At 72.7% G+C, this 20,417-nt stretch carries 15 protein-coding genes; 5 read left to right on the top strand and 10 right to left on the bottom strand.

Annotation, left to right across the window (positions count from 1 at the left end; translation table 11 throughout):
- Positions 1 to 15 precede the first annotated feature (15 nt).
- The 3 genes from IEZ31_RS23395 to IEZ31_RS23385 all read right to left on the bottom strand — a co-directional run bounded on the left by IEZ31_RS23395 (position 16) and on the right by IEZ31_RS23385 (position 2,556).
- Positions 16 to 1,425: a hypothetical protein gene (locus IEZ31_RS23395; protein WP_190252087.1), complete on the bottom strand. Its 1,410-nt coding sequence runs from the start codon at positions 1,423 to 1,425 to the stop codon at positions 16 to 18.
- A 145-nt stretch (positions 1,426 to 1,570) separates the two neighbouring features.
- Positions 1,571 to 2,104, bottom strand: a complete 534-nt coding sequence (locus IEZ31_RS23390) for a PadR family transcriptional regulator (protein ID WP_190252086.1) — start codon at positions 2,102 to 2,104, stop codon at positions 1,571 to 1,573.
- 47 nt (positions 2,105 to 2,151) lie between these two features.
- Positions 2,152 to 2,556: a BlaI/MecI/CopY family transcriptional regulator gene (locus IEZ31_RS23385; protein ID WP_229835771.1), complete on the bottom strand. Its 405-nt coding sequence runs from the start codon at positions 2,554 to 2,556 to the stop codon at positions 2,152 to 2,154.
- A 42-nt stretch (positions 2,557 to 2,598) separates the two neighbouring features.
- Here IEZ31_RS23385 and IEZ31_RS23380 point away from each other — a divergent pair, with 42 nt between their 5' ends.
- Entirely contained in the window at positions 2,599 to 3,516 is a 918-nt protein-coding gene (locus tag IEZ31_RS23380) for a M56 family metallopeptidase (protein WP_190252085.1), read from the top strand.
- Here the strand turns inward: IEZ31_RS23380 and IEZ31_RS23375 are convergent.
- The 3 genes from IEZ31_RS23375 to IEZ31_RS23365 form a co-directional block, all read right to left on the bottom strand.
- The gene (locus IEZ31_RS23375) at positions 3,513 to 4,307 is read right to left on the bottom strand and encodes an inositol monophosphatase family protein (RefSeq protein ID WP_190252084.1); all 795 of its coding nucleotides are present in this window, start codon (positions 4,305 to 4,307) and stop codon (positions 3,513 to 3,515) included. The genes IEZ31_RS23380 and IEZ31_RS23375 overlap by 4 nt on opposite strands.
- 83 nt (positions 4,308 to 4,390) lie before the next feature.
- Entirely contained in the window at positions 4,391 to 6,502 is a 2,112-nt protein-coding gene (locus tag IEZ31_RS23370; RefSeq protein ID WP_229835770.1) for a cellulose binding domain-containing protein, read from the bottom strand.
- Positions 6,503 to 6,577: 75 nt separating this feature from the next.
- Positions 6,578 to 9,913 carry a beta-L-arabinofuranosidase domain-containing protein gene (locus IEZ31_RS23365; protein WP_229835769.1) on the bottom strand — a complete coding sequence of 1,112 codons (3,336 nt, stop codon included), beginning with the start codon at positions 9,911 to 9,913 and terminating at the stop codon, positions 6,578 to 6,580.
- 243 nt (positions 9,914 to 10,156) lie between these two features.
- Between IEZ31_RS23365 and IEZ31_RS23360 the strand changes: the two genes are divergently transcribed.
- Positions 10,157 to 10,939 (top strand): NPP1 family protein, encoded by a 783-nt coding sequence (locus IEZ31_RS23360; protein WP_229835768.1) that lies wholly within the window; start codon positions 10,157 to 10,159, stop codon positions 10,937 to 10,939.
- Positions 10,940 to 11,024: 85 nt separating this feature from the next.
- Here the strand turns inward: IEZ31_RS23360 and IEZ31_RS23355 are convergent, their stop codons facing one another.
- The 3 genes from IEZ31_RS23355 to IEZ31_RS23345 form a co-directional block, all read right to left on the bottom strand.
- Positions 11,025 to 11,204 (bottom strand): hypothetical protein, encoded by a 180-nt coding sequence (locus tag IEZ31_RS23355; protein WP_190252081.1) that lies wholly within the window; start codon positions 11,202 to 11,204, stop codon positions 11,025 to 11,027.
- A gap of 91 nt (positions 11,205 to 11,295) precedes the next feature.
- Positions 11,296 to 12,042: a hypothetical protein gene (locus IEZ31_RS23350; protein ID WP_190252080.1), complete on the bottom strand. Its 747-nt coding sequence runs from the start codon at positions 12,040 to 12,042 to the stop codon at positions 11,296 to 11,298.
- 126 nt (positions 12,043 to 12,168) lie between these two features.
- Positions 12,169 to 12,753, bottom strand: coding sequence for a hypothetical protein (locus tag IEZ31_RS23345; RefSeq protein ID WP_190252079.1), 585 nt, complete (start codon positions 12,751 to 12,753; stop codon positions 12,169 to 12,171).
- A gap of 451 nt (positions 12,754 to 13,204) precedes the next feature.
- Between IEZ31_RS23345 and IEZ31_RS23340 the strand changes: the two genes are divergently transcribed.
- From IEZ31_RS23340 to IEZ31_RS58910, 3 genes are all read left to right on the top strand, one after another.
- Positions 13,205 to 14,116, top strand: a complete 912-nt coding sequence (locus tag IEZ31_RS23340) for a hypothetical protein (protein WP_190252078.1) — start codon at positions 13,205 to 13,207, stop codon at positions 14,114 to 14,116.
- 311 nt (positions 14,117 to 14,427) lie between these two features.
- A complete protein-coding gene (locus IEZ31_RS23335) occupies positions 14,428 to 16,092 on the top strand; it encodes a hypothetical protein (RefSeq protein ID WP_190252077.1) in 1,665 nt (554 codons plus the stop codon).
- 155 nt (positions 16,093 to 16,247) lie between these two features.
- Complete coding sequence (locus IEZ31_RS58910; RefSeq protein ID WP_190252076.1) at positions 16,248 to 18,809, top strand: patatin-like phospholipase family protein; 2,562 nt, start codon at positions 16,248 to 16,250, stop codon at positions 18,807 to 18,809.
- A gap of 155 nt (positions 18,810 to 18,964) precedes the next feature.
- Here the strand turns inward: IEZ31_RS58910 and IEZ31_RS23325 are convergent, their stop codons facing one another.
- Positions 18,965 to 20,089: an NHL repeat-containing protein gene (locus IEZ31_RS23325; protein ID WP_190252075.1), complete on the bottom strand. Its 1,125-nt coding sequence runs from the start codon at positions 20,087 to 20,089 to the stop codon at positions 18,965 to 18,967.
- Positions 20,090 to 20,417 lie beyond the last annotated feature (328 nt).

The raw sequence follows: 20,417 nt of genomic DNA, 5'->3' as shown, positions 1-20,417 counted from the left end.
CGGGTTCGGCGAAACTCAGGACATCGGCATGACCCGAGCGACCTTGATCGAAGTGCCGTTGCTGCCGGCGGCCGGGTAGGCGGCGCTGCCGTCGGGATACGCCTTGAACGCCTGGAAGCTGTGGTCGCGGACGCCGATCGTGAACCGGGCTCCCACGGTGCCGCCGGTGCCCGCGTCGTACACCTGGGCGGCCAGCTGCGAGCCCGACTCCCACGACAGCAGCATCCGGTTCGCCCCGTATGTCACCAGATGTGGATGGCTCGATGCGGCGCCGGTGCGGATCGTCGACGTGGACGCGCCGGTCGTGAACCGGTCGAGGCGCACCTGGCCGCCCTGGCTCCACGCGGTCCAGTAGCCCTGGCCCTTGGCCAGCACCAGGTCGCCGCCGAACAGGGTGCCGTCGCACGCGCCGGCGGCGACGGTGCGGTACGGGTGCGGCTGGGCGATGCGGCAGTTGTTGTCGGTCGCGCAGACCATGACGTAGCGGCTCACCCGCGGATCCCAGACGATCCGCGTGCCCCAGCTGTGGCTGCAGCCGACCTCGAAGCTGTCGCGGTGGCCGCTCACCAGGGCGCCGTTCGCGCCGACGACCTGCATCCGGTCGCCCTCGTGGATGTCGACGCAGTTGCCGTTGCGCACGGTGATCGCAACGCCGAAGTAGGCGGCGAACGTGGCGCCGTCGGAGGCGATCCGGCCGTGGTGCTGGTACCACCAGACGAACCGCGCGCCGTCGTCGTAGCCACCCCGGGCCCCGGTGAGGTTGGTGACCTGCCGCTCCCAGACCTGCTTGCCGGCGGTGTCGAACCGGATCAGGTGCATCGTGTTGCACGGGCTCGACGAGCCGCCGCACAGCGGCCCGGTGTTGCAGGTGCCCTTGCGGGTCAGCAGGATCACGCCGCCGTTCGCGTCGGCGTACACGTCCTGCAGGTCGATGCCGTCGAAGCTGGCCGGGGCGCCGACGAGCTGGTCGGCGCAGTCGAGGCGGCCGAGGTACACCTTGCCGCCGGTGCCCAGCCAGGCCAGCCACGAGCCGCCCTCGGGGCTGGCGGCGATCGCCATCGGCAGCGGGTCGGTGTCACCTTCGCGGCCGTAGCCGGCGACCGTCACGCCGACCTTGACCTCGGTGACCTTGACGACCGGCGCCGAGGCGGCGGCCCGCCCGCACGGCCCGCTGGCCTGCCCGAGCGCGGCGTTCCCGGTGACCGCTGCTCCCGACGGGCCGGGGCTCGCCGGGCCGGCGCCGGGATCGACGGCGCCGCTCGCGCCCTCACTCGCGGCGGCGGCCGGACCCGCCGGATCGCCGCCGCCCGGCCGCACGGCGTAGGCGACGGCGCCCGCGCCGAGGAGAACGGCGACCGAGACGCCGGCGGCGAGGAGCGCGATGCGCCGGCGGGGGTTTCGGCGGCCGGACTCGTCGGGGTTCACGGCTACTCCACCTGTCGTCGGTCGGCTGCGGGGCGCGGAAGCGGACCGACTATAGGCAGGCGCGCCGACGAGCCGGACAGAGCAATCGACGGCATAAGCCAAACTTCATGCGGAACTCATGATGTTCCACGTCACAAGGGGCAAATCAGCCGGTGAGGTGCTCGGCGCGGGAGGCCGGGGCGCGGTGGTGCGGGAGCTGGTTGAGCCACAGCGCGAGCGCGCGGGCCACCTCCTGGTCGAACGCGACCCCGGCCCGGTCGGCCGGCCCCTCGGCGGCCGTGCGGTTGAGCCGGCTGATGCGCAGCCGGGTCGCGGCCAGGGCGTGCTCGACGAACGCGGCGAACGTCTCGTCGTCGGCCGACACGACGGCGAGCATGCCCCGCACATACATGTCCTCGACGTCGGTGTCCGCGGTCACGGCGCACAGCCAGGCGGCCTGCCGGCGGCGGCCGGCCGGGGTCAGCTCGCACGGGCGGCGGTTGCCGCTGCCGGTGCGGACCTCCTGCGGCGCCTCGACCCGCACGAGACCGCCGCGCTCCAGGCGGCTGACGGCGGCCATGACCCGGCCGATGTCGACCCGGCGGGCGGTGCCGAGGACGCGGGCGTGCTCGTGCCACAGCTCATACGCGCTCGACGGCCCCCGTCCGAGCAGGACGAGCAGCGCGTCGTCGAGCGTCACGCTCAACGGACCTCCCGACTTCTACAGTCATGTAGAAGTCAACCAGGCTACTCCGGTTCGCTGAGCAAGTCGCGCAGCACCTGCTCGTCGCCGGCGTCGAGGGTGCTGACGAACCGGCGCAGCACCGACGCGCGGTCGGGCTCGCGGGCCAGCAGCCGGCGCATCCGCTCGGCGACCAGGCCGGCGGGGTCGCTGAGCGCGCCGTACCGGAACGCGCGGCCGTCGCCGCGGTGCCGGGTCACGACGGCCTTCTCGTGCAGGCGGCTGAGCGCGGTCACCACCGTGCTGTACGACAGGGCGCCCGCCGGGTCGAGCACGTCGCGGACCTCCCCCGGCGTCAGCGGCCCAGACGCGGCGCCGAGCACCCGCATGACCTCGGCCTCGAGCTGCCCCGGCCGGCGCCGGACCGGCTTGTCGTCCTTGTCGTCGTCGGCGGAGTGTGATGTGCTCACGGCACCGACTGTATCGGCCCGGCGAGGCAGGAACGGAGAGGCATGTTCGATCACTTCGTCTGGTCGGTCCTGGTCGTACCGCCACTGGTCGTCGTGGCCGTCCGGCTGCTCGCCGACCGGCTGCCGCCCGGCCGCGCCGCCGCCGTCATCGCCTGGTCCGCCGCTGTCACCGCGACCGCGAGCACCGCGAACCTGGCGCTGTTCACCGTGGCCGCCCTGGCCGAGGTCCCCGCCGTTGCCGCCGTGCTGGGCTGGTCGCCGGCCGTGGTGGCGCACGACACCGCGTCGGTGCCCTGGGTGCCGTGGGTGAGCCTGGCCATGCTCGCGGCGGTGACCGCCGCCGCCGGCCGCCGCTGGCGCGGCCATCTGCGGATCCTCCGGCTCGCCGCCGCGGGCGGCCCGGCGCAGCGCCCGCTGGTCCTGGTGCCCGACGAGACCGCCGACGCGTTCGCGGTCCCCGGCGGCCACGGGCGGCGCGGCCACGTGGTGGTCACGACCGGCATGCGCGAGCTGCTCACCGACCCGCAGTTCGAGGCGCTGCTGGCCCACGAGCGGGCCCACCTCGCCGGCCGCCACCACCGACTGGTCCTGCTGGCCAACCTGGCCGGCGCCGCCCACCCGGCGCTGTGGTGGGTCCGCCGCCACGTCGCGTACCTGGTGGAGCGGGCCGCCGACGAGGACGCCGCCGCGCACGTGGGCAACCGCCGGACGGTCGCCCACGCGATCGGCACGGCCGCGCTGGCGACCTCCGGCGGCCGGCCGCGCGGCCTGCACGCGGCCCTCCCGGCCGGCGTGGTGCCGCGCCGGGTGGCCCTGCTGCTGCACCCCCGCCCGGCCGCCGGCCGGATGGCGCTGCTGGCGGCCCTGGCCCTGATCCCGGCCCTGGCCCTGGCGTCGGTCGTGTGGACCGGCGAGGCCACCGTAGACCTCGTCGAGCTGCTGATCGCGGCGGCCCGCTAGACCCCGGCCCAGACGGCGGCCACGGCCGCGAGCACCGCGGTGTGGGTGCCCGCGTCGGCCGCGGCGACAAGGCCGTGCGCGCCGGCGCCGACCGGTTCGCCGCGCAGCCCGGACAGCGCGCAGCCGGCGGCCCGGCACACCGCGATCCCGGCGGCGAAGTGGACGTCGTCGCGCAGGTCCCGGTCGATGACGTAGACCGCGCGCCGCCCGTCCGCCACCCACAGCAGGCCCAGCGAGGTCGACAGCACCCGGGGCCGGAACGCCGCCCGGAACGAGGGCTCGAGCAGCAGCCGCTCGGCGAGGAACGCCGGCCCGTTCGGGGTCGGCGGGTCGACGTCGAGCTCGGCGAGGGCGGAGCCGGCGTCCGGCACCAGCGGCTCGTCGCGGCCGTCCCGCCGCCGGAACGCGCCGTCGCCGTCGGTCCAGAACACCTCGCCCGCGAACGGGTCGGCGGAGGCCGCGGCCGTCACCCCGGCCGCGGTCCGCAGCGCGACGTTGACCGCCACGAGCGGCGTGCGGGCGGCGAAGTTCAGCGTCCCGCAGAGCGGGTCGACGAGCCAGGTCCGCGGCGCGTCCCCGGTCTGCCCGGTCTCCTCGCCGACGAACGCGTCGCCGGGCCGGGCCGCGCGCAGCACGGCGTGGATCGCCTGCTCCGCCTCGATGTCGGCCGCGGTCGCGAAGTCCCCGCCGCCCTTGCCGAACCGCTCCAGCGCCGTGCCGTACCGCGCCCGCACCACCGCCGCGCCCGCCTGGGCCGCGGCGACCGCCAGCTCCCCGTCCGTGATCGTCACAGGGCCGAGCCTAGCGACGGTGTCGACGACCTCCGCGCGGTGGCGGGCGGTCCGGTGACCCGGGACCGCCCGCCGTCCGTTCGTCAGGCCGCGGAGCAGACGACGCCGTTCAGGGTGAACGCCGCCGGGAGGATGTTCGGGCCGTTGTACGAGCCGACGAAGCCGACGCTCGTCGACGACCCCGGCGCGATCGTGGTGTTGAAGTCGGCCGGCGTGACGCGGATCGTCGAGCCGGTCTGGGTCCACGTGCCGTTCCAGCCGCTGTTGAGGCTCTGCCAGCCGGTGGGCCAGCTAAACGTCAGCGTCCAGTTGTTGATCGCCGACGTGCCGGTGTTGAGGATGTCGATGTTGCCGACGTAGCCGTTGCCCCAGTCGTTGGCGTCGGTGAACCGCACGGCGCAGGTGCTCGTCGCCGGGGCGCCGGTGGTGAACGTCAGCGGGGGCGAGGACCACGACACGTTGCCGGCGGTGTCGCGCGTGACGACGTTGACGGTGTAGCGGCTGCCGGGATTCAAGTTGTACACCGTGAGTGAGGTCGAGGCGGTCTCGCCGAGCTGCTCGCTGACGGTCCCGTTCTGCCGGTAGACCTCGTACTTCGCGATCGGCTTGGCGCCCGCCGGGGCCGCCGGCCAGGCGATGGTCGCCGTGCGGTCGGTCACCGTGGTCACGGTCGGCTTGCCGGGCGCGCCCGGCGCACCGGCGGTCGACCCGTTCGGGTGCAGGGTCAGCAGGGTGAGCGAGTACGGCGGGAGCGTCTGCGCGGTGGCCGAGCCGCTCGTCGCGCTGGTCGGCGCCGAGTCGCCGTTCTTGAACGTCACGACGGCGGGTGCGGCGGACGAGGGGCTGTAGCCCGAGTAGCGGATGGTGACCGGGCGGGCGTTGTCGGGATCCTTGTTCACCAGCAGTACCGTGAGATCACCGTTGGCGCGGCGGGCGGCGTGCGCGGTGACGAGCGGGTCCGGCGAGCCGGCCCGGACGAGCTGGTCGCCGGTGCGCGCGAACTGCGACATGACCTTCAGCGCGTGGTACGGCGCGAACGGCGTGTTGAGCGGCGGCTCGCAGACGCTGTTGTCGGCGGTGCAGGTGCCGCTGGAGAGCAGGCCGAAGTCGTTGTAGTCGGGCTGTCCGGCGACGGTGGAGGGGGTGCCGATGCCGTTGTGGACGTTCCACCACTGCACGGTGAAGACGCCCTGCTCCAGCAGCGAGCTGTAGGCGTCGGCGAGGAACAGGGCGCCCGGCTGGGTGTTCTGGCCGACGCCGACGTTCAGTTCGGTGAAGCTGACCTTGATGCGGTCGGCGTTCGCCCCGCCGTACCGCTGGATCTGCTGCCGCGCGAGGAACATGATGTCCTCGATCTGCGCCGTCTTCGCCAGCGACTCGGCGGCGGTGCTCCCGCCCGGGTACCAGTGCAGGTCCACGAAGTCGATGTGCGGCCCGGCGATCGACAGCACCACCTGGTTCCAGGTGCCGGCGTCGCCGCCGCCGACGAGGCCGTCGGGCCAGTTGGCGGGCGTGGTGAGCACCGCGCCGACCTTGATGGTGGGGTCGACGGCCTTCATCGCGGTGGCGTAGGCGACGACCTCCTCCGCGTACTGGCGGGGGCTCTTGTCGGCGCGGTTGTCGGCCTCCCAGGCGGTGCCGTAGTGGCCGTTGCCGTAGTTCTCGTTGCCGATCGTCCAGTACTTGGCGCCGTAGCCCTTGGTGACGTTGGCGTACCGCACCCAGTCGGCCGCCTCCTGCGCGGTGCCCGTGCCGTAGTTGGCGATGATCATCGGCTGGGCGCCGGCTCTTCTGACGCCGGCCATGAACGTGTCGAAGTCGGTGTTCGGGGCGACGTAGCCGCCGGGGGCGGTGTGGGTCTGCCAGTGGTAGATGTCGGCGTACGAGCCGCCGGGGTAGCGCATCATCTGGACGCCCGCGCTCTGCAGGAGGCCGGAGACGGCGGTGGTGCCGAGCTCGGTGTCCCAGATGGCGTGGTTGACGCCCAACGCGGTGTCGGGCACCGTCGCGAGCCCCGCCTTGGCGTTGACGGTGACGACGGTGGCGGGCGGGTCGGCGGCCGCACCGGGCGCCGCGAGCCCGACGGCGGCCCCGGCTCCGCCGAGGAGCAACGCCGCCGCGACCACGGCCGTGCGGCGGGCAGTTCCGATCTGCATGGCGGTCCAATCGGAGACGGTGGATGGAAGCGCTCCCATGCTTGGGACCCTCGGGACCCGTGTCAAGGAAGCGCTTCGACCACCCAGGTGCCGGCGCACCGCGCCGTGAAAGGTTCAGCTGTAGGCGACCTCGAACTGCGCGGTCACGGTCTGGCCGTCGACCACGCCCGTTGCCTTGACCGTCGCGGTGCCGGCCGGGATCGACGCGGCGCGGGAGTTGAAGGACTGGTAGGCCGACTTGCCGGGGGCCACGTCGGCGACGGTGCGCGAGCCGTACGCCGTGATGAGCTCCAGCGTGAGCGGCACGCTGTCGGCGTTGCGGGCGGTGACCGCGACGTACATCGTCGTGCCGATGCGCCGGGTGCTCGCCTCGGCCTCGACCTCCAGGACCGGTCCGGTGGACAGCTCCTGGTTGGCCGAGACGGCCTTGGCCACCACCGTGTCCTTCTCGGCCGCGGTGAACACGCCCGCGGCGACGAACGCGTTCGCGAGGCTGGTGACCGCGGCGACGAACTGCGCGTGGCTCGCGAACGGCGCCTGGTCCCAGAGCAGGTCCAGGAACGTCGGGCCGTCGGTGCCGGGGGACGTGACGCCGGAGACGGGCACGTCGTACCTCGGCAGGCCGTCGTTGCGCTTGCGGTTCGGCACGCCCGAGTCGATCGAGCCGAAGACGATCGTCGGCTCGACCCGGCGGAAGTACGACGACGCGGCCTGGGTGTCGCTGATGTGGTACGGCCGCAGCGAGAACCCGCCCGCGGTGAACGTCGGGTCCCCGGCCGCCGTCACCGCGCCCGCCGTCACCGCCGCGCGGGAGTAGTCGCCGTCGCGCTTGAGGTGCCGGTACAGCGACAGCTCCCGCCACGCCCCGCTGCCCGGGTTGCCGAGGATCTGCAGCAGCACCGGCCCCCAGAAGAGCGCCTGCGTGTCGGGCCGGTCGACGGCCCGCTCGACGCGGATGCTGAACGGCATCCGGATCTCGACCACGTCGCCGGTGTTCCAGGTGCGGCTCAGCGTCACGTACGTGCCCGGCTGCGCGTTCAGGTTCTGGGCGACGCCGTTGACGGTGACGGTGAAGCCCCGCCGCGCCCAGCCCGGCACCCGCAGCTTCAGGTCGAGCGGCCCGCTGCCGTTGACGGTCAGCGTCGTGCGGTCCTCCCGCGGGAACGCGGTCGCCTGCGTGACGGTGAAGCCCTTCTCGGCCCACGTCAGCGTCGACGGCAGGTAGAGGTTGACCCACAGCGCGCTGCCGTCGTCGGACTTGAGGTAGATGGTCTCCTGGTACTTGGTGTGGTTCTCCAGGCCGGTGCCGCCGCAGCAGGTGCCCGTGTTGCCGTAGCTGCGCTGGGTGCCGGACGCCACCGGCTGGAAGTAGGTCACCTGCGGGTCGCCGGTGGAGCTGGTGTCGGCCCGCGACCCGGGGATCATGTTGACCAGGCCGCGCTCGTAGTAGTCCATGTACGCCGGGTCGTGCTCGTGCAGGAAGAGGTTGCGCGCCAGCTTCATGACGTTGTAGGTGGTGCACGTCTCCGCGCCGCTGGTCGCCACCGAGTTGGCGATGTTGTCGCGGTTCTGGAACAGCTCGAGGTTGTTGTTCGAGCCGGGGTAGTTGCCGCCGGTGCCGCCGTGGGCGAACATGCGGTGCGGCACGATCATGCCGTAGAAGTTCTTCGCGGCGGCGAAGTACTCCTGTCCCCCGCCCTGCTCGAAGACGCGCAGGTAGCCGATGAACTGCGGCACGTGCGTGTTGGCGTGCAGGCGCTCGGCGCGGCGGCGGCCCGGCCGGTTCTGCGGCGTGACGACGAGGATGTCGCGGTCCTCGACGCAGGCGCCGAAGAGCGACTCGCGGTTGTCGAAGCACTTGGCGGTCTCCAGGTGCTTCGCGTCGCCGGTGAGCTGGTAGATCTCCGGGAAGACCTCGTTGGCGCCGCCGAACTCGCCCCCGATGTACAGGTCCCACATGTAGTTGAGGTCGTCGCGGGTCAGCGGGCCCGGGTAGTCGGGGTGGTTCTTGTCGCCGATGGTGAGCGCCAGGTGCGCCCAGTCGGCCATCTTGGTGACGACCTCGAGGGCCTGGGCGTTGCCGGTGTGGTAGTACGCGTCCAGCAGGCCACGCATGATCTTGTGCTGGGTGTACCAGGGCGCCCACGTGTTCGTCTGGGCGTTGCCGCCGTAGACGGCCCAGCGGGGCGGGCCGAGGCGCAGCACGGCGTCCTCCGGGATCGCGCCGAGGTAGCCCGGGAACGTCGGGATCCAGTCCGCGGCCCCGGCCGTGGAGGCGGCCACGATGCCGGCGTCGCGGCCGTTGGGCGAGGCGTCCTTGAGCGCGGTGCCGCCGGCCTCGTCGAACTTGTACCACGCGATGTTGCCCCCGCCGGTGCTCCCGGCCGCGGAGTCCAGCATGGACAGCAGCTCGGTCTGGCTCAGCGCCCGGTCGAAGATGTGGAACTCGTCGACGGTGGCGTCGAGGAACGGGTCGCCGTAGGCCGACCGCCCGATCCACCGGTTGCCGGGGTTGCCGAGGTTGGACGGGTTGAGCGTCATGCTCGTGTTGGTGCCGACCGGCTGCGCGTTGACGTAGAGCGTGCCGGTCTGACCCGACAGCGTCACGGCGATGTGCACCCACTGGTTGGTCGGCAGCGCGGTGGTGCCGTTGATCCGCTGCTCCTGCCCGGACCCGCCGACGGTGATGGCGAAGCGCGGCACGCTGCCGGTCACGCCGGCCCGGGGGGTCAGGAACATGTTGACGGTGGTGCTCTGGCCGAAGTCGAACAGCCGCGTCCAGGTCGCCGTGGAGGCGAGGTTGATCCAGGTCGCGATCGTGAAGTCGGTGAGCTGGTTGATGGCCTCCTGGGGCAGGGTGCAGTACTGCGCCTTGCTCGTCCCGTTGAGCTTGAGCGCGTTGCCGAACCGGCCCTGCACCCGGTCGATCTGCGGCGCCGGCGGCTCTTCGCCCCCGCCGCCGGTGCCCAGCCGGGCGGTGATGGCCGCCTGGCACGCAGCGAGCTCGGTCACCATCCAGTCGAGCTTGTTCTTGTAGACGGCCTCGCCCTGGTCGGCGTACGCCTGGGCGAGAGACGTCAGGTAGTGCCCGGCCCAGTGGCCGCTGAGCAGCCCACCGTCCTCCCAGCCGCCCGGCACCGAGACGCCCGCGGGGTTCGGCCGGCCGGCCTGGTTGTTGAACAGCACCAGGAACCGGCGCTCGTCGTAGGCGCGCAGGAACGCCTTGGTGCGGTCGCGCTTCTCCTGGAACAGCCCGCCGCCGAGCCGGACCTCGCCGAGCTGGAACGGGCGGACGGGCGCGGTGCCGCCCGGCCCGGGCTGCGGCGGAACGGTGGTGGCGGCGGGGAGGGCGCCGGCGGGCGCCGCGAAGGCGGAGTCGGGTGCGAGCAGGCCCGCGCCGGCGGCGGCACCGAGCGCGGAGGCCTGCAGGAACTGACGTCGATTGGCCACTGAAGGTTGTCCTTCCTCAGGGGTGTACCGGCTCATTGTTAACGCTCACTCGGCTGGTGGTCAACAGTGATAACAACTGCCTGAACCTATCCTGTTAGCGCTAACATTGATGGGCTTCAGTGGTCGCGGTTTCGTCAGGCGGCCACGGGATGTTCACGCCTTGCCGGTCGCGTGCACGCTCTTATTCATCGATAGTTGTCGAGACCACGAGTCTCGATCAACGAGAGGTAAGCGTTGGAACACGTGTCAGTTCTCGCCGGACGGCGCCGGGCCGCGGCATGCGTCGTGGCCGTGCTGGCCGCGGTCGGGGTCCTGCTGCCCGCGACGGCGGCCTACGCCGAGTCGCTGCCCAATCTGCCGCAGAACGCGGGCGGGTACGAGCAGTCGTTCTCGCCCGCGTACGACTACGACACCGACGGCTGCTACGCCGTCGCGGCCATCAGCCCCACCGGCACGCTCAACGGGGGCCTCAACCCCACCGGCGCCCTCAACGGCAACTGCCGGGACCAGTCGGATCTGGACCGGTCGCAGACGTATGCCCGGTCGAAGTGCAACAACGGCTGGTGCGCGATCGTCTACGCCAGCTACTTCGAGAAGGACCAGGCGCTGCCCGGCATCAGCCTCGGCGGCCACCGGCACGACTGGGAGCACGTCATCTCCTGGGTGAACCAGGCGAGCAACCAGGTCGAGTACGTGACCACCACGCAGCACAGCAGCCAGGTGACGTACCCGCGCTCGCAGGTCCGCTTCGACGGGACCCACCCCAAGACCGTCTACCACAAGGACGGCGCGTCGACCCACTTCTTCCGGCTCGCCAACGCCAACGACGAGCCGCCGGAGAACCACTACCACAACTGGCGCTACCCGCCGCTGGTGGACTGGAACGGCTGGCCCACCGCGGCGCTGCGCGACCGGCTGATGACGGCCGACTTCGGCTCGGCCACTATCAAGATCAGCAACGGCCGGTTCGAGTCGCTACTCACCGCGTCCAAGCCCGCCGGCATCCCGTTCAACCCGCAGGGCTGAGCACCACCGCGGCCGGAGGAGCGCCGTTGACGCGCCGCTCCTCCGGCGCTTCGGGGGTATCGCGCCGGGCCGGACCGGCGCTTGGTCAGCTGGTCGTGGAGTACACGATGATGCGCCGGTCGGCGGCGAACCCCCGTACCGGAGGCTCCCGCGGGCCCTCGGTCTCCTGGTTCTCGGCGACGGCCCGCCGATGCTGTGCCGGCGCCGCCGCGGCGGGCGCGATGAGCAGCGCCGCCAGGGCGACGCCCGTCAGAGTTCGTCTCATGCCTGCCAGCGTCGCGGGGGGCGCGTGCAGTTCGCGTGCACTCGGCCGGAGCGGCCGTCCCAGGACCGAGTCGTGGTACCGGGACATGGTCCTACAGGTCGGCGCTCGCGCTGCCGAATCCCGGGGCCGTCACGGTGACCCGGTACGAGTTCGCGGGCCGGAAGTCGGCGACCGTGACCCGGCCCATGCCCTCGTGGGCCGGCGCCTTGTACGTGTACGTGCGGGGGGTGGCGATCCGGGTGCCGCCGGGGAGCGTGTACCAGGTGTAGTACTGCCAGGTGACCTGGAAGCCGGACTCGCCGAGCACGTTGTCGTCGAACGCGAGCAGCCACTGGCCGCTGTAGTACGACTGGATGTTGCTGATCGCGGGCGCGTTGTACGGCTTGCAGCCCAGCTCGCGGTTCGGCAGCGGGGACGCGTTCGGCGGCACGACGTTGATCGCGTAGACGCAGACGGTGTGCGCGCCGTGCGGGGCCGGCACCACGCCGTCGTAGCCGTGGTAGGGGCCGACGTACGAATGCGTCCGCGTGATGTCGGGGCGGTAGACCCCGGCCGACAGCGCGCCCTTGAACGCACCGTCGACGTACACGTGCACCTGCAGCGCGCCGGGCTCGTCGAAGTCGAACGCCCAGCCGACCACCCGCACGCCGTTGCCGGTGAACGTCACCGACTCGAACCCGCCGCGCGGGGTGCTGTCGCCGGTCTCGGGGTCGGGGTCGGGCGCCTCGCAGCTCGGCGGCGGATCGGGCTGGCTGCAGATCGACGCCGCCTCCGCGGGTGCCGCCAGCGCTATTCCGGAGAGCATGGCCATGACGGCCACGGTCAGTATTCGTCTCATGCGGGCGAGCCTGCGTGACCCCGCGTGCAATCCGCGTGCAGCTCGTCAGCCCCGCCCGACCGGCAGCCCCGCGTGGCCGGAACCCGGCCCCGGCAACGGGTGTCGCCGAGGCCGTGGTGGCGTCGGCTACTTCTTCGCGGCGAGGCGGGGCAGCACCTTCTGCGCCGTCTGGCGGGCGACGTTGAGGTTGGCCGCGTCGCTGGACTCCGACGACACGTAGACGTCGACGTCCCGCCCGTCCTCCCACACGTAGAGGTGCCCGCTCAGCGAGTACGCCGAGTCGCCGAGCCCGACGACCTTCTTGGCGTCCTTGTGCTGGATCTCGAAGTTGTCCCGGTCCTCGACGTTCACGGTGACGGTGAGCTGGCCCTGGCTGAGCTGCCACTGGCAGTACCGCGCGTTCGGCGAGTTGCCCCCTTCGTCGGTCATGAGGGTGACCTGCTCACCGGTGAGGCTGCCGACCTCGGCCTTCGTCAGCAGCGTGCAGATGTCGGGCAGCCCGGCGGCCTGCACCGATCCGGACGGCTTGGCCGAGGCCTTCCCCGACGCCGCGGAAGACGCCGCGGGAGCAGCCGCGGACGACGCCGGGGCAGCGGCGGGCGTGGACGACTCGGTGGACGCGCCGGGCAGCTTGTCACAGGCGGCAAGCCCGAGCGCGGCGAACGCGACGGCGGCGAGAACGGGCGGGCGGGGGCGGCGAGAGCGGGACACGGCGTGCTCCTTCAGACGGTGGATCCGGTGGTACCGCCGACAATGCGCGATCCACCGGCGCCGCCGGCCCGCGCCGCGCCCACCTGGCACACTTTCGGGACCTCGATCGTGGACCGGCTCGGATCACCCGGACGCTCACCCCGCACGCGGCAAATCCGCGCATAAGATGAAAAGTACCTGCGAGACGGTCGTAGCGGGCGAAGCTGGTAGCAACAGCAAGGTCCGACCGGAAGGATCGATGAGATCACCGGCAACTCCGCCTCGCAGGTTTTTCCATGCGCTCCGGGCTACCACCGCCCGGCCTCCGACGAACTGCGGCGTGGCGCATCGCCGGTCGCCGCATCGGCCATCGTCTGTTCGGGTCGCCGGACGTGCGGTGAGCGGCGATGCGGGCGAGCCGGCGGGCCGGTTAAGCTCACGGGAACGTCACGCGGACGACGGAGGGCTTGCGGTGGGCGACGACCGGGTCCGGCAGACCGGCGCGTACCTGCGGATGTTGCTGCGCCGGTCGGGCGACTACCGGGCCGCGTGGCAGCGGTTCGCCGGGCCGGTCGCCCCGGAGGAGATCGACTACGCGGCGGTGGCCCGGGTCCTGGCCGAGGCCGACGGCGCCCCGGCCGGCCCGCTCGCGCCGGGCTCGACGCTCCAGGCCACGCGCCAGGCCCTGGAGGGCACGGCGCTCGCGCCCGACACGCTGACCCGCTTCGTCACCGCGTTCCGGGTCCGCCCGCGGCACGCCGAGCGCCTCGCCGGGCTCATGCGCGGATCGGCGAACCTCCGGATGATCAATGACGATGTGCGCGTGCCGGCCGTGCTCGGCCGGGCGGTCGACGCCACCGCATACGAGTCGCTGTCGCTGCACGAGCGGCACACGCTCGGCCCCGACGGCCGGCCGGCGGAGCACCAGACCATCCAGGTGCTGCGTTCCCGGGTCGACGGCCTGGCCTCGCTGCCCTATCGTTTCGACACCGACGAGCTCGTCGTCGAGGTCGTGCGCGGCGGCAGTGTCGGCGACGTCTACCGGCTCACCGACACGCTGTACGCGGTCGACATCCTGCTCGCCGAGCCGCTGCGACGCGGCCGGAGCACGCTCATGCAGTACCGGACGAACTTCTTCTACCGCACGGCGCCGCCGCCGGAGTTCCGCCGCGGGGTGCTCAACTCGACGAAGGATCTCACGATCTGGGTGACGTTCCACCCGGACCGGCTGCCGCGCCGCGTGTGGCTGGCCCGCTGGGACGCGCTCGACCACGCTCGGATCACCGAGGAGGAGCCGGTCGAGCTCGACGACGAGGGCTCGGTGCACTGCCGGTTCACCGCCGTCGAGCGCGCGATCGTCGGCTTCCACTGGGAATGGGCCTGACGGAGCCCCGGTCCAGGACGGCGAGGACGGCGTAGGTGACGCCGCCGTACGCGAGGTGCGGCAGCACGTCGGACAGCCACGCCCCGAACGAGCACCGGCGAGCGTGCCGATGCCGACGCGCGCGGCGCCGCCGATCACCCGGATGCTCACCCCGCACCCGGCAAACCCGCGCATAGAATGAAAAGTGCCTGCGAGACGGTCGTACCGGGCGAAGCTGGTAGCAACGGCATGGTCCGGCCGGGAGGATCGGTGAGATCACCGGCAACTCCGCCTCGCAGGTTTTTCCATGCGCTCCGGGGTACCGGCGCCCGGTGTCCGACGAACTGCGACTGCTCGCCCGCTACGAGCCGGTGATCCGATACACGGCGGGCGAGCTGTTCCTGCCGACGCACGTCGACGGTTTCCTGGACCGGGCCGCGCTGTGGCGCGGCGGGGACACCGAGTGCCTGGTGCCGGCCGGCGAACTGGACGCCCGCACTCTCGCCGAGTACGGCGACCGGCACCGCGGCGAGGTGCTGTACCTGCGCTACGTGGAGCGGCCGCTGCGCGGGGCGGAGTACCGGCGCTGGCGGCGCGAGCGGGGCGAGAGCGCCTTCCGGCCCGGCGAGCGGTTCGCCGCCGTCGGCCTGACGGCCCGCCTGGTCGACGCGGCCCTGCGGCTGTCGCTGCTCGTGCGCGGCGCGGTGCCGGGCGGAACGCGGGCCGCGGCCCACGTCGAGTACGACCGGCGCCCGTCGCCCGGCGTCCGCCCGTACTACGGCCGGGTCTTCCGCGACGGCGGCTACCTGGTCCTGCAGTACTGGTTCTTCTACGCCATGAACGACTGGCGCTCCACGTTCGGCGGGGTCAACGACCACGAGGCCGACTGGGAGCAGGTCACCGTCTTCGTCCCCGAACCCGGCCCGGACCCGGCCTGGGTGGTGTACTCCTCGCACGACAAGCCCGGCCCGCAGCTGCGCCGCCGCTGGGACGACCCGCGCCTGGAACGCGTCGGCGACCACCCCGTGGTCTACGCCGGTGGCGGCTCGCACGCGGGCGCCTACGCACCCGGCGACTACGTCACGACGGTCACCTGGCCGGGGCTGGAGTCCGTCACCCGATGGTGGCGGTCGGCCCGCCGACGCGCCGCCGACGGCCCGGGCGCCGGTCTCGGGCTGCCGTTCCTCGACTACCACCGCGGTGACGGTCCCGGCATCGGACCCGGTGAACAGCACGCATGGACGCCGGTCGTGGTCGACGACGACACTCCCTGGATCCGTGGGTACCGCGGCCTGTGGGGGCTGGACACCGAGGACCGCTTCGGCGGCGAGCGGGCCCCGGCCGGCCCCCGCTACGAACGCGACGGGACGGTGCGCGCCTCCTGGGCCTACCCGGTCACCTGGGCCGGACTGGACGCCGAGGGCCCCGATCCGGGCGCGGCCGCCGACGAGCGCCTGCACGAGGTCGTCCGGCTGATCCGGCGGTACCGCGGGGAAATCCGCCGCAGCAGCGCCGGCATCCGGGCGATGGGCCGACCCGCCGGCACCCGCGCCGACCCCGAGCTCCAGCGCCTGCAGGCGGAGCGGGTGGCGCTCGAGGACGGCGAGCCGCCGCCCACGCCCGCGCAGCCGCCGGACCGCCGCCTGCCGTCGCCCGCCGAGCGGGTGGGGCGCCGCCGGTTCCTGCTGCTGTGGTCGGCGGCGTCGGCGTCGGTCCTGCTCGGCGGGGCCGCGCTGATCGTGTTCAGTCCGCCGTTCGGCGTGTTCTGGTCGGTCGTGGCGCTGCTCGCGCTGCTCGTCGCCGTCGAGGCCGCGGCCCGTGCCCGGCTGCTGCGCCTGCTGTGGCGGGCCGCCCTGACAGCCGCGGTACTGCTGGCCGGCTGGACCGTCGTCGAGGTCGTCGCCAACCACTGGCGGACCGCCGTGGCCGCGCTGCTGGCCGCGAGCGCCGTGGCGCTGTGGGTCGGCAACCTTCGGGCCTGGCTCTCCCACCGCTGAGCGCTCGCGGACCTGTCCGGTTTCGCGTGGCCGGTTGCCGCGGCGTCCCGTCCGAACCATGACCGATCGAGACCGATGGAGCGTGTCGTTCCGGTACGGCGACGCGGTAGCTTGGCGCCGGACGTCCGTGCTGACGGTCATCGAGGGAGCGCGCCATGGCGGTGCCGAGTTCCGACCAAGCACTCAAGGTGCTGCGCAAGCTGCTCGGGCCGGAGCCGGTGGCCTACACCGAGCTGCTGCGTGCGGACGGGCGGCTCCCGGGGTATCTCCCCGAGGGTTTCGGCCTCATCGACCCGCGGGTCGACGGGACGCAGTGGCTGTGGACCGACCCGCCGCCGATGGACGTCGGTGGATACGGGGACCCGGAGCGGTTCGCGCTGGACGGGGCCGGGCCGGCCGTCTGGCTCGCGCCCGACGACGTGCTGCCGGAGGGCTCCGGGCGGACCGGCGAGGAGCGGCAGGAGTACCGGCGGCGCAGTGTCGACCTCGCGATGCGCGGCGGCACGACGTCCGGGGTCGTGTATCCGCTCGCCGTGTGCGAGATCGCCCGCACGTACCGGGTCCGCAACGTCGGCGGCGCGTCGGCCGGGGCGATCGCGGCGGCGGCGACCGCGGCCGCGGAGCTCGGACGCAGCGGGCGGATGCTGGCGCCCGGGCGGGTCGCCGACGCGCGTTATGCCGAGCTGTCGGACGAGGACCGGCGGGCCGGGCACGTGCGGTCCGGGTTCGCCGGGCTGTCCGACCTCATCGCGTGGCTCAGCCAGCTCGACCGCAAGGGCGACGAGCAGCGCACCGGCGACCGGTACCGGCTCGCGCAGCTGTTCCGGGCCGGCCCCGAGCCGCGGGACCGGCGGGTGTTCGCGATCATCGTCGCCGTGATGCGGCAGCGGCTGTGGGCCGTGCCGGTCACCGCGCTGCTCGCGTTCGGCTGGAAGTCCAAGCTCGCGCTCGCCCTGCTCACCGTGGCCGGGGTGCTGCTCACCGGGTGGGTCGGCACGCACCTGGCCTGGCCGTCGCCGCACCGGCCGGGGTCGTTCTGGTGGGGCCCGCTCGACCTGCTGCTGGCGTTCGTGCTGGCGACCGCGCTGCTGACCGCGGCGCCGCTGTTGCCGCGGAAGGCCGCCGCACCGACCGGCCTGCCCCCGTGGGTGGAGCGGTTGCGATCGGTCTCCAGCCGGTACCGTCGGATCACCACCAGATCGGGGAGGCTCGGTCCCGTCGCGGCGCTCCTGGTCGCCGCCGCGCTCGTGGCGGCCGCCGCGATCGGCTGGTGGAACTGGGTCGCGGCGCTGCTCGTCGGCATCGTGCTCGGCACCGCGATGGCCGCCGTCGTGCTCGTCGCCATCCTCACGTACCTCGGCAAGCAGCACGACTACGGCTACGGCCTGCTCGCCGGGGCGCCGGAGGCCGGCCGGGTGCGGCGCACGCTCGCCGAGTTCCTCGCCGGGGCGCCCGACCCCGACGTTGACCGGGGTGTCGTGCACTGGCTCGGCGACTGCTTCAGCGAGCTGGCCGGCCTGGAGCACGGCGAGGTGCTGCGCTTCGGCCACCTGTGGCACGGGCCGCAGTACCGGCCGGGCGGCGGGCAGCGGGGCGCCGGCCCGCGCACCCGCCTGGTCAACCTGCAGCTGGTCACCACCGACCTGACCCGGCAGCGGCCCTACGTGTTCCCCCTCGACCCCGACGCCGAGCCGCTGTACTTCTACCCCGGGGACATCGAGGGCGTCTTCGCCGAGCCGGTCGTCACCGCGATGTGCGCGACCCAGCAGGTCAAGGTCGGCGATCTGGTCCTGCACCGGCTGCCCGACCCGTGGGACCTGCCCGTGGTCGTCGCCGTGCGGCTGAGCATGGCGCTGCCCGGTCTGTTCAAGGCGGTCCGCCTGTACCGGCTCAACCCCGCCACGACGATCCGCGACGACCTGGGCCGGGGCATCACGGCGTCCGGCACCGTCCTGCGGTGGCCGGCGGAGGGCGACCGGCTGCCCGAGGAGCTGTGGTTCTCCGACGGCGGCATCACGTCGAACTTCCCGGTGCACCTGTTCGACACGCTCCTGCCGGCGTGGCCGACCTTCGGCCTGAACCTCGGCGACCACCCGGAGGCGTTCCCGCACCAGGACGTGTGGCTGCCGCAGGACTGGCAGGCGAGCCGCGCGCCGTCCACGACGGTCCCGAGGTCCCTGTTCGGCTTCGTCATGACCATCCTCGACACCGCGCGGAACTGGCGTGACACGATGCAGACGGGGATGCCGGGGTATCGCGGGCGCGTCGCCTGGGTGCGCCAGCGCCCCGACGAGGGCGGCGAGAACCTGTTCATGCCCCGCGAGATCATCGCGTCGATGGCCCTGCGGGGCGCGCTGGCCGGCGCCCGCCTGAGCCGCCGCTTCGCCAACGGCGCCCAGTGGACCCGCTACCGCTGGCTGCGGCTGCGGATCGGCCTGGACAACGCCCAGAACCTGCGCCACGCCGTGCACGAGAACGCTCCCGCCTACGACGACCTGCTGGCGTCGCCGGACACCTTGCCCGGCCCGGACGCCGGCTACCCGTACGACCCGTGGTCGGCGGGCATCGAGTGGTACGAGCCCGAGGACCGCGCCGCGTTCTGGGCGGCGGCCACCGGCATGCTCGCCGACGTGGCGAGCGACCCGGCCCCGACCGCGCTCCTCGCCGAGGGCGGCCCGCGCCCCCACCCGAACCTGGCCCAGATCCCGCCGATGTGATGCTCCCTGGCAACCCTCGAACACGACGCGCCCCCGCCGCGACCTTGACGTCGACGGCCGCGTGCGGGCCGACGGACTTGCCCGGTGGTAGTGGCGGCACGTGCGCACCGGCAGCTGACTGTCGGTGCGCACGTGCCGGCGGTGGCGCCTTCGGGTCAGTGCAGCAGTTCGAGCGTGTTGTCGTTGTCGTTGACGAAGTAGACACCGCGGTTGTCCGGTGCGATCGCGACACCGAACAGGGCGCCCGCACCGTTCTCGACAAGGGTGCGGAACGCGACCTGCATCCTGAGGCGCGGGTTGGTCTCGACGATGTTCCCGTCGCCGCCGTTGACGGTGAGCACGTTGCCGTTGGGTGCGATCGCCAGCCCGAGCGGGCCGGACAGGCGTCCGCCCTGGGTGATCGTGCGTCCGGTGCCGGCGCTGGTCCTGCGGTCGTCCGCGTCCGGGATGGCGGCGATGCGGCTGGCGACGGTGTCGGCGACGTACAGCGTGCCGTCCTTGCCCAGGCCGACCCCGGTCGGGCCGATGATCAGCGCGGTCGGGTCGGTCTTCTCCGTGAATCCCGAGCCGATGGTCGTGATCTTGCGCAGCACCGGGGGCCGGTCCCCCTTGATCTTCAACTCGAGACGCAGCACGGTCCCCTGCTTGGTGGTGGCGGGCTGGCCGCCGACGATGCCGTTCAGCACGTTGGTGACGAACAGGTTGACCGATTCGCCCTTGTCGTCCGCGGTCATGTCCCATGGGCCGTTGATGCCGTGTCCGGAGAACGTCTCGCGCACCTGGCCCTTGCTGTCGAGGACGATCAGGCACCCAGCCTGGGCCGTCGCGGAGGTACCGTCCGCGGTGGGCAGGCTGCCCACGATGACCCAGCCGGTACGGAGCACCACGAGCGCGGTGGTCAACCCGACGCCGCCCGGGCACGCGCCCGGCAGCTTCTTGGCGTCGATCTGGGCGAACAGGCTCACCTTGCCCTCGCGGCTGATCTGCACGATCGTCGTGCCGGTGCCCTGGTGGTTGTCGCTGTTGTTGAAGTTGCTGACGAGAACCTCGCCCTTGCGCAGCTTGTCCTTGCTGCGCGGTACCACCGCGACACCGTACGGGTTGACATCCCCGTTGGCCGGCACCGTCGACGCGATGACGTCGACCTTCTTGAACTGGTTGATGAACGGTTTCCAGAAGCGCCATTCGTCCGTCGAATGGGCGGACGCGCTCGGAGCGAACGCCCCGACCGCGAGCGCGGTCGCTGCCGCGCAAACGCCGGCCTTGAGTGCGAACTTCACGATTGTGCTTGCCTCCCTGTTGCGTGGATCGTCCGGCTCGGACGGCCGGAGTCCGCGACGGCACGGTTCTCCGGTCCTCGGATCGGACAGGTACGCGCCCGTTGTCGCAGTTCGCCGTGTGTACAAGCGACAGTTGGCCGGGTCGCGGTGGGCGTGCTTCCCGGATTCGTCCGGCGGAAACTCGCGATTCGGCGCGCACGCAAAATAGGGAGATAAAAGTAGAATGCTTTAGTTGTACATTTTGTGCCTTATTCCCGATGGCATACCGGGAGGCGACGGAGGCGGGCCGGGAGTGCAGCCGGCAGGCCGCTGTCAATGCGCGCGCCGC

The sequence above is a fragment of the Dactylosporangium sucinum genome (assembly GCF_014647515.1).
Taxonomy (GTDB): Bacteria; Actinomycetota; Actinomycetes; order Mycobacteriales; family Micromonosporaceae; genus Dactylosporangium; species Dactylosporangium sucinum.
Note: the sequence above shows the minus strand (reverse complement) of the source record. Positions and strands in the feature narration are given on the sequence as shown.